Below are 9,100 nucleotides of genomic sequence, written 5' to 3'. Positions count from 1 at the left end.
TCACCTGTTTCCATTTCTTTACTGAGCCCAATCAAATTTGATTGATAATCACGCTTTAAGAAAAAATTAGTCTAATCTTTAATACTTCCGTTAAATAAGTATATATCTCCTTCAACACCATCAAAAATTAATTCATTCAATTCTTCAATTGTTTCATAATCATCAAAAAATTCACCCACTAAATCATACTTATCAAATCCTTTGTACCTCATAAAGGTAAAACTAAGATGAACATCATTATAATCATGTGAAAGATTTCGATTTGGCTCATCCGAATAATAAAAATCCTTGAACTTTCCTTTTATTCCAGAAACTGAAATTGATTTATTGAATTTAAAATTTTTCTTTTTGAAATAATGTAATTGGATTCTAAAGCTAGTTGAATCTTGTTCAAACACTTTTGATACTTCCACACCAACATCAAGAAATTCACGTCTTTTAATTGTTATTTTATTTTCAATTGCATCGTATTTCAGACTGAATAGTACTTTTTTAGTCTGAACATCCTTAATAATGTGTTCTAAAAAAAGACCCTTATTCTTCTCAATCTTCACCTCATACAGTTGCTTTTCTTTTGCTCCAAAATCGCAACTGCTCAACAAACCAAGTAATAATATTCCTATTATTTTTTTCATTGTGGATTTTTAACTATACTATAATCTTTGATTTCTTTCACATATATTTCAAGCGGATTAATTACATCGGAATCATAATAATCCGATGGCCAGGATTCAGCTTGATCAAAAAGCTCATCCAATTCATCTCCCCATTCTTTCGTATCAATCTTTGTGATCTTGTCAAACACATTTTTCTTCGTGTCAAAAATCACTGTAAAACTCTCAGAACTTGATGCACCATTATAAGTTGTTCCTTTCGAACCCGTGGCTCCAATTTCCGAATCCCCCATTTTAGCCTTCGCTGAAAGACCTGTACTAATCTGCTGTTCGCCTTCTGATGCTGTTAATGTGCACGTAAACGTTCCGGTTTCTTTATCATAAACAACCTCCCCGGCGAATCCTACTCCATTCACATTAGAAGGTTTTACCTCCGCTGAATAAGTCCAGGTACCATCCGTCCATTTAGTCGCCATTAAATTAAAGGTTATTTTCCCTAATTTATCATCCGAACCAATTGCATCTTCTTCCATTAATTTATAGGTATATTCCTGAATCACCGTATAATCTCTTGTTTTTGGAGTACTCTCTTTACCTTCAAGTTCGCCAAATGCAATTAATTTATTTTCCGAAAATGCATAAGAACTATTCCAAGGGAAACTTCTAAACATCGGATCAATTGCAAAGAACCTTCCAATTCTCGGATCATGCATACGGAACTCAAAATTGATTGAATTTCCACCTTCTTTAATCTCATCGTCCATTTCTTGACCTTGGAATCCGTATCTATAAAAATCTCCTTCAATACCATTTCTTTGTGGCAGCTTCATTCCAAACGGATAGTAATCTGAATAACTCTTCACATCTGCGGTAACAATATACGCATTATGTGCTACCAATTTGATGTTATCGAACTCATAAGTTAAGTTTGGAGCAGATGCTATTCCAATAACCCCATAAGTACCATCTCCTACAAACGAATAGGTGTGACTTCCTGAAGATGTTACTTCCTCCAACATTAAAAAAGTAGAATTCGTTGGTGATGAAACAACTACAATTGCAGGATACTCCGTATAACCGGCATCCGGATCTGTTTGTGGAGGTAAATTCGCATCCAAACTCAGTGTGTAAGTGACCCCTTGCTGGAAATAAGCCCACTTCATCATTCCGTAATAACCTCCTGGAGCTGCTCCTACATTCAAAAGAAGACTTCCTCCACCCGGGCTTGTTGTGACAGAATAATCGGAAGGCATCGGAGCACCGAATACCGCTTCTTCATAATGCCATCCCAATACATTTCCTGCCTCTGTAAACTGATCAAAGAAAACCGTTTCATCTCCCGATTCCTGGATCAATTTACGATCGGTTACTACATTCAATACGTTCCCCAAATGGTTCGCCAGCTCGTATTGCTTGTCCCCAACCTTGTTCAAAACTTCCAGGTTCTGATTAATTTTACGAAGAACCGATACGTTATCGATCTTGAATGTTCCTCCGTTATTCGAGTTCCCCAGGTTACGGATCGAAATCCGTGAACAGGTGCTTGTTGCCGTAAATGAATAACTGAAATGACCTGTAGATACCGGAAGGTTTTCTGAGTAAGTTGCCCCACCACAACCTGCCGGGTGCACAAAGAACATGATGTACAAGCTTTCTGCCAATGAAACATCAAAATCTGCATGGAACTCGTATTCTCTTCCTATTTCAGTCTGAATAAACAAATCGTGCTGCGCTGAACAAACATCCGTCACCTGAAGAGCTCCGCCTACGTTACTCATCGATACAGGAGTAGAACAGGTAGCCTGGCGCTGCCAAGAAGAACCTAAATTATTCTCACCAGAATTGAACTTTTGACCAAACTGCTCTTCCATATCATCAATGGTTTCCAAAGGATCGAAATGCTCCATCAGTAGATTCGCATCTTCCAGCCCCAAACGATTGGATCCGTAAATTCCCCTATCTGCAAGATACAAATTATTTGGTGATGACGAACTAGTCTTCTTACGCTCATAAGTACTCATTACGTTCCCTAAAGCATCTAAAACATAGAACATTTTTTCATAATTACCATTAGCATAATTGCCATTTACATCCGGGTGACTTACTTTTTTGGCAATACGACGACCCATTGCATCATAATCGAAATGAATAATGTCATTATTCGATTTATGAATTTCTTTCACTTTATTGGTTACCGTCCAAATAATATTAGTAATCCCTTCACCAACATCCTTCGTCAACTGACCGATTTCATCGTAATCATAATTCTCACTGTCCTGATCTCCAATATCTCCATAATCCGGATTGCCTGCTATCAAAGAATCATCTACAAAGGCAAGTCTATTCGTTGCATTCATGGTTGAATTATTGGATACTCCCGGAATGTAGGTTGGAGTAGGTACACTTCCTATCGGAAGAGGGTCTTTCTCAAAATAAGTATACTTCAGGTTATCTATTATTTTAGGAGCCGTCGGTTCATTAATTGCCTCGGAAGACCAGTTTTTCATTGTGAGAATATTTCCATTGGCATCATAACTGTATGCACTCTTATATCCTGATTCATTCTCAGTAACTACTCCATTTACGATCCCCATATAAGTTCCGGTCATACTGGTAGTACGATTCAACTGATCGTGTCCATATACTGTACGATGTGTTTTTTGTGCCACTTCATCGTAATTTGTCAAAGCTGTATACATTTCACGAACATTACCATTATACAAGGAAGAACCTGCTGTACCCATTGTAGAAGCTGTTGCGGAATAATTCAGCATCGAAGTATTTGAAGCATTGTAATCACCCGCAAAATAATGTAAACTATAGCCGTATACATCACGTCCTGCGTATCCGTTCAATCCTCCCAGACCATCACCACCCATCGTTGTCTGGCTGGCTATCTCTTCTCCATTCACTGCTTTTAACCAACCCTGGATCGTATAGGCATAATCCGAAGTTACCACTTTCTTATCTCCGGTCTCTGTTCGTGCTAAAGGTCCGTGATCGTAGTAAAAATACTTCGCATCTTTTTCATAGTAGAAATCATCTTTAGAGGTTTCTACATGTGTAATCCGGTTATCATCATCGTATGTGTAACGGTGGATAAACTGATCTGCTTGCCCTTTCTGGTAGGTTACCTTACGAGCATTTCCGCTAACCAGGTCAAAATCATAATGGATATGCTTAACGTGATGATTGAAATCCAACAAAGCCTGATCTGTATTCACCTGGATCAATTCCTTTACATTTCCGTGCACATCATAATCGTAGAAAGTAGCATTATTGTAAGTGTTCAAGCTTGCAGCATACGTTTCCTGGTAGATGATTCCTACAATGCGGTTACGTGTATTCAAAGGTTCATAGGATTCAAATAATGTGGATACTACAATAGGAGAACTTCCATCAAATGGAACCGTAATTCCTGAACCCATATACATCAATTCATCATAGATGGAACGTGTCACTTCCTTTCTGCCTGAAGACAGGTTATCCGGGAAATTCAAGGCATTCACTCCCGTAAGACCAACGTAATCAGTTGCACCATTTTTCAAAGTACCCCAATCACTAATGTTGTAAGCACTGGAATTTGAAATCAGTTCTCCAGCTTCTATTACCCGGCCTAATCCGTCATACTTCGTATAACTGAAACGTTGCGGGTTCATCGCCTTTTGCTTCGCATTCTGACTCAAAACCAAACGGCCCAAACGGTCATAAGCAAAACGGCTTTCTCCACCGTCAGGTGTGTTCTGATAAACCAGCTGATTCAAGGAGTTGTAATGATATACTGTATTCATACTATGTTCCGGTGCCTGTTTCACGAAAGTTGTCGGGTTAACATTATCTGTTGCCGAAGACATGGAAGCACGAAACGTATTTATTTGGTCGTTGGTCAGGGTATTTGCTTCACCTGCTTCCAAACGATCTACTCCTTGTGGTGGAACCGTTTGATTCAGGTTTCCTGCACGGTCGTAATAATACAAGGTATAATGATATTCCTTGTCCGAATGAGATTCTGTAAAGTTTTCAACCAAACTCGATAAAGCAGCCGATAAATAATCCTGCACAAATTTATTTCCTGCCTGGATCAAATACAAATCATACTGGTTCTGCTGGTTCACATCGGCTGCAAATTGTTCCCATTGGTTACACGGAGCTTCCGCAAACGGACCTGAAGGGAAACTAACTCCTGATGGATTTGCCGGACAAATCTCCGGGTGGGCAGGCATATAAATGGTTGATACATAAGTGTGCCAATCCAGTGTCCCGTTTGTTGGAGCACCAAGATAATCCAGATAAGCATATAATGCCGGATCGACATTTAAATATCCCAACGGAGTATTTCCAAACTGGGAAAGGCTCATATAACGTGGATCAGTGACCGAAGAGATCGATTGATTGTCCAGATATGCGATGTAGGTTGCCGAAATATAGGCATACCCGTTTGCACAGAACAAAGAATCACTTACCACATATTCTGACTCGAAAACAGCCGATTCCTCAGGGTCCGTGTAAGAGAAAAGATAATGCATATCACCGTAGTAACCATTGTATGCTTGAGAACAACTCACTGGCGGTACTATTTGCGGTAAACATTCCGTACAAGGTTTAACGTTCAAACAAGGTGCTTTGACAGTAACATTCTCTGTGCTACCATTGGACAAATGTCCTGTAAATGTAAAACCGTTAACTCCAAAAACAACATTGGATACTGCCACGAAGCTTGAACTACTCAGAATTCCGATTTCACAGGCATCTCTACGAGATCCTTCCACACAAGGTGTACCTTGTTGAATATGCTGAATAACTCGCGTACTCCCGGTAATAGTAACATTAGCAATCACAGGGCTGGAGAATGGAAAATAATCTTTGATCGCAACCAGCTCCGCAGGCTGGTTACCACAGATAATCGAAGGCTGTGTATAGATGTATGTCAGATAATCCGCTACTTTCTGTTCTGGTGTTTTTTCACTGCCACACGGACAGCTTAGATCCAAAACCGATGGTTTTACCCCCAGATGTTCATAAGTATATTCGCCTGAATAAGAATAAGCATATGGTGCTGAGGCATTTACTCCACTTACATAAACAGTTCCTCCTACAAGAGAGAACGATGTTATACTTGTTAAACTAGTTGAAAAACCTGGCAATTGGAAAACGAAACCATTCGTAGTGGAACCAGATCCCTGACCAAATCCCATCACTCCATTCACATTTGGTCCCAACCAATACGTAGGAGTTCCCGGAGTCATCCCTAAGTATTCCAACAATACTGAATTAGCGTATTCCGGATAGTTGGTGATATTAATCTGCGTAGGACTATAAAACACCCCATTCTCCATCAGCTTCTGCATCAAACCAAGCATCGCTGATTCGAATTTCTTTTCTTTCTCACATTCCGGATCCAGGTTGCCACCGTTCTGAGCGTATTCTGTCTGGCAGCCGTTCAAATCAATCGGGCTGTGGTAAGTAATTACATATTCTTCCGCAGTAGCCAAACTCGTTCCCGCTTTTACTAAAATCTGCACATCATAGGTTGTTGATGCTACAGGGAAACTATGGGAAACGCCGTAAATATGCCAGGAAGATCCATACGTTGACCAGTTAAACGGTCCAATTTGAGGAATCACAATCGTCTGAGTGGAAGATGGTGCTGTAGAGGTAAATTGAAGATTCAATGAACCAGAGGAAATCGTCGGTGTAACACTCATCGTTGAACCCGACCCAAGCGCAGAACCTGTAAGGGCTTTGAACATATCCGGAGTAAATGATCCAACAGCTGATAAATTACCTGAGTAAGTCAAAGCATTGGATCTCCCCTGGGCGTCCAGGAAACGTTCAAAATCCAATGTCAAAGGACAAAGTCCTGTAGACTCCCACATCGCATAATCTCCCTGGGCACTTAGCTCTGCAACAGCAACAGCATCTGTAAGGGATGGATCCGATAAAGCATCGAAGCGCGTAACACGAATCTGCTTGCTGTCATACTCCGATCCACGGAAATAACATGGTGTTGCAGTAACTGTCCAGACACCTCCTCCTGAAATCGGACCTGAATGAGGCGTTGTATACGTATTGTAAAACATTCTGAATACAGGGAAGAAATGCGCATTCTCCTGGAAACTAAGGAAAACTCCAGTATTTACGTTTCCAACTCCGATCGCTCCATTGAACTGCCCAACAGAAATAGAGACAGAAGCAGATCCCGGGATATCATACGAAAGGCTTTTGTGTTTGGTATACCCGTAAACATCCATCAATAACTGATTAATACGAAGTTTATACGAAACATAATAAGACTTGAAAGTCTGCCAGATTAAATCCTGTTGAGTAGAAAAAACAGGGTGTGTACCAATCGATGCCCACGTCATTGAAGCTGGTACCGACGCATTCTGGAACACCGTCTTTACTGCATAAGACAGCATCGACATTCCGCTGTTCTTGTAATCCAATAAAGCATCTTCCATCAGATCATTCTTCAGGGTAGTAGCATTTACGGCTGGAGTAAAGAACGAAGCCTGATGAGAAGTGATCCATCCGTGAGGGGAATAGGTCTGGTGGAAATAAGGATCGATTTCATACAATCCACCGTACGAACTCGACGGGTTTGGGATCAGATCAACCGTATAAAAATTCAGTCCGTCCAAAGTTGTTTCAAGGCTGTTTGCCTGTGCATAAGTCATTGCCTTATTCAAGATCAAATCATTGAACACTTCACTTGATACCATAAAATCTGCACTGGTAGTCGTAGATGTTGCAGGGATTTCCAATTCTCCTTCACATATTTTTTTCGAATAATCATAAAAATCATACTCCGGGTGGTAAGGCAAAAATACTTCCGACCACGTTGGCTCAAAGTAAGCAATGAAGTCTGTAACACTTGCCAGATACTGCGGACGGATATAGGATGCTCCGTTAATCACCACCAAACTTCCCGGAGAAGTAATATTCGGGCTATAAGATGTGATCACCCCTGAAGAATTGTAATTAATCGTAACAGGAATCAAGGAAGGATTGCCATTTTCATCCAGGTAAGGAGTCGCAGGAGTCTGCCAGTTACAAAGAGCACCCGAACCGTTTTTCAGTTTACTGGTAAGACTATTATTGAAGATACTCAAAACGTCTCCGGCTGTAGTACCTCCATACTGACCCTGTGGCTTCAGGTCGCCAAGCATACTTTCGAGGTAAACATCACAATTTGTCAGCGGACGGCATGGCTCAATACACTGTTCATATAATGCATCATACACATCATGTACTGCCTGTTCTTCGTTCGTATTTAATTCATGTCCTGCATCCAGCTCGGCCTGAGTGCGATAATCTGCCCAGGTTCCCAAGGCTTCCACACAGGCAGCACAGCTTTCATCACAATCAACTTCCAGGGTGTCTCCAAAGGCTTCCGGGCCTAAAATACAACCTGTTGTCGGACTCAGATAATGGGCTTTATAAGCCAATAAAGAAGCCTCATTAACCGTAATTTCTTTATAAACAGTATAGGAACCTTTATCCAACGTCACTGTTTCCAATAAATCTACAAAATCGGTAACTGTACTTGAGAACTGCTGCTCACCAACAGCTGTGTAAAGGTGGGTGAATTTCTCTTCTCCACAATCGTTCCGAAGACTTAGTTTCAAATCATAAACGAAAGGATAGTTAATTCCGTCCACTCCACAAGCTGCTGTAAAGTAACTCGACTGAGCCTTATACTCAAACGAGTAAACCGAACCGTTTTTGGCAACTGCGATCTGAGTACCGCTTTTCAAGCCGTCATTCAAACCTCCGAAACGACCCGTAACCATCAGATCATTGTTGTCATCAGGCGTATTCGGATCCGATTCGTTCAATTTACCAAGAATGTCAATCGTCAGATTCGCATGATTTGATGCTCCTTCCGAACCTAAACCTGAAAGCGGCAGATCTGCCGTTGCACTGGTAGGTTTATCTCCTGCCAAAGCAGTAGCAATTATTTTCCCGGACGCATCCAGGTAGGAAATACTTACCTGGCCATTTGCATCCACAATCATATTCTTCTTATAACGTTGTTTGTAACCAACTTTATATCCGAACAAACGGTTCAACTCTTCCTGAGCCGGCTGTAAATAATAGTAGATCGTTTGATGATTTGATCCGATTCCATGATCCTTTCCGACACCACTTTCACTTCTTAATCTTCCCGTATTATCAGGCGTATATTCAACCTGGGTAAAAGGATAGCCTTTTGCATCCGGAACATATTGCTGCCAATTGGTTTCACCTACATGTCCGCCGGGAGAATAATACCTGGATGCTCCACTGGTAGTACCCATTTCTCTTGCCTGGCTTGTTACACACGTGGAAGAAGTATCTTCCAGGTCAAAGTCTCTGTAACTGTAAGGAACCCCAGTTCCGTTTTTGTTGAGTTGCTCGTAATACTGAATGCCCGGATTTGCCTGTGGAACCGGTAGAATCTGGATCACACCACGCCCTTCATTGTCATAGACCGTTTCTCCAAC

At 41.0% G+C, this 9,100-nt stretch carries 2 protein-coding genes; both read right to left on the bottom strand.

The genetic code is table 11. From position 1 onward, the window contains the following. Nucleotides 1-71: 71 nt before the first annotated feature. Nucleotides 72-635: a hypothetical protein gene (locus tag Q1V93_RS15955; protein WP_300666022.1), complete on the bottom strand. Its 564-nt coding sequence runs from the start codon at nucleotides 633-635 to the stop codon at nucleotides 72-74. Continuing rightward, nucleotides 632-9,064 (bottom strand): hypothetical protein, encoded by an 8,433-nt coding sequence (locus Q1V93_RS15950; RefSeq protein WP_300666021.1) that lies wholly within the window; start codon nucleotides 9,062-9,064, stop codon nucleotides 632-634. The genes Q1V93_RS15955 and Q1V93_RS15950 overlap by 4 nt, the downstream gene beginning before the upstream one ends. Nucleotides 9,065-9,100 lie beyond the last annotated feature (36 nt).

Origin of the sequence: Fluviicola sp. (assembly GCF_030151805.1) — a bacterium.
Lineage (GTDB): Bacteria > Bacteroidota > Bacteroidia > Flavobacteriales_D > Crocinitomicaceae > Fluviicola.
Note: the sequence above shows the minus strand (reverse complement) of the source record. Positions and strands in the feature narration are given on the sequence as shown.